2 protein-coding genes are annotated in these 1745 nt (G+C 69.1%); one reads left to right on the plus strand and one right to left on the minus strand.

All coding sequences use genetic code 11. The features are described from left to right. The first annotated feature begins 61 nt into the window (after positions 1 to 61). Positions 62 to 895 (plus strand): alpha/beta fold hydrolase, encoded by an 834-nt coding sequence (locus GUY61_RS38020; protein ID WP_166634847.1) that lies wholly within the window; start codon positions 62 to 64, stop codon positions 893 to 895. Positions 896 to 988: 93 nt separating this feature from the next. Here the strand turns inward: GUY61_RS38020 and GUY61_RS38025 are convergent, their stop codons facing one another. Then, complete coding sequence (locus tag GUY61_RS38025) at positions 989 to 1666, minus strand: response regulator (RefSeq protein ID WP_166634848.1); 678 nt, start codon at positions 1664 to 1666, stop codon at positions 989 to 991. Positions 1667 to 1745 lie beyond the last annotated feature (79 nt).

The following is a 1745-nucleotide window of genomic DNA, read 5'->3' on the forward strand; positions in this document are numbered from 1 at the left end:
CCACACCCCCGCCCTCACCCGCCACCACACCACCGCGTCACACCGAAAGGCAGCAACCACCATGCCGTTCATCACCGTCGGCCAGGAGAACACCACCTCCACCGACCTCTACTACGAGGACCACGGCACCGGGCAGCCGGTCGTCCTCATCCACGGCTACCCGCTCGACGGCCACTCCTGGGAGAAGCAGTCCGCCGCCCTCCTGGCGGCCGGCTACCGCGTCATCACCTACGACCGGCGCGGCTTCGGCCGCTCCGGCCGGCCCACCACCGGCTACGACTACGACACCTTCGCCGCCGACCTCAACACCGTCCTGGAAACCCTCGACCTCAACGACGCCGTCCTCGTCGGCTTCTCCATGGGCACCGGCGAAGTCGGCCGCTACATCGGCACCTACGGCACCGCCCGGATCGCCAAGGCCGCCTTCCTCGCCTCCCTGGAACCGTTCCTGCTCAAGACCGACGACAACCCCGAAGGCGTCGACGGCGACTTGTTCGAGGGCATCAAGCAGGCCGTCACCGCCGACCGCTACGCCTACTTCACCTCCTTCTACCAGGACTTCTACAACCTGGAAGAGAACCTCGGCACCCGGATCAGCGAGGAGGCCCTCCGCAACAGCTGGAACGTCGCCGCCGGCGCCTCCTGGTACGCCTCCCTGGCCTGCGTGTCGACCTGGACCACCGACTTCCGCGCCGACATCGCCAAGATCGACGTACCGGCCCTGATCCTGCACGGCACCGCCGACCGCATCCTGCCGATCGAGGCGACCGCGGAACCGTTCCACCGGGCGCTGCCGCAGGCCGAGTACATCGTCGTCGAGGGCGCCCCGCACGGCCTGCTGTGGACCCACGCCCAGGAGGTCACCGACGCCCTGCTCGCCTTCCTGGCCAAGTGACGAGCCGGACCCCTCCCACCGGGCGATGAACCACACGCACCCCGCCACCGTTCCCACGGCGGCGGGGTGCCGTCGCCGTCGCCGGACACGTTTCTAGGGTTCGAAGCGGTAGCCCATGCCTGCCTCGGTGATGAAGTGGCGGGGATGACCGGGGTCGGCTTCGAGTTTGCGGCGTAGTTGGGCCATGTAGACGCGCAGGTAGTTCGTTTCCGTCTCGTAGGCCGGGCCCCAGACTTCCCGCAGGAGTTGTTTCTGGCTGACCAGGCGGCCGGAGCTGCGGACCAGGACTTCGAGTACGTGCCACTCGGTGGGCGTGAGGCGGACGTCGGTCCCGCCTCGGTTGACCTTCTTGGCGGCGAGGTCGACGGTGAAAGCCCCGGTCTCGATGACGGCGTCTTCGGTGCCGGCCGGTGTGCCCCGGCGGACGGCGGCGCGCAGTCGGGCCAGGAGTTCGTCCATGCCGAACGGCTTGGTGACGTAGTCGTCGGCGCCGGCGTCGAGGGCGTCGACTTTCTCGTCGGAGGCGTGGCGGGCGGAGAGCACGATGATGGGTACGCGGGTCCAGCCGCGCAGCCCCTTGATGACGTCGACGCCGTCCATGTCGGGCAGGCCGAGGTCGAGGATGACGACGTCGGGGTGGCGGTCGGCGGCGAGCTGGAGTGCGCCCGCGCCGTTGTAGGCGGCGTCGACGTGGTATTTGCGGGCACGCAGGTTGATCGCGAGGGCGCGGACGAGCTGTGGTTCGTCGTCCACGACAAGTACCCGCGGCATCCGGCCTCCTGCCGTCTTCTGCTGTGGTGTATCTGCCGGGCGTCCGCTCATGTGGTCGCTTCCGCGGGGAGGTCGGGGC

The sequence above is a fragment of the Streptomyces sp. GC420 genome (assembly GCF_009916105.1).
Lineage (GTDB): Bacteria > Actinomycetota > Actinomycetes > Streptomycetales > Streptomycetaceae > Streptomyces.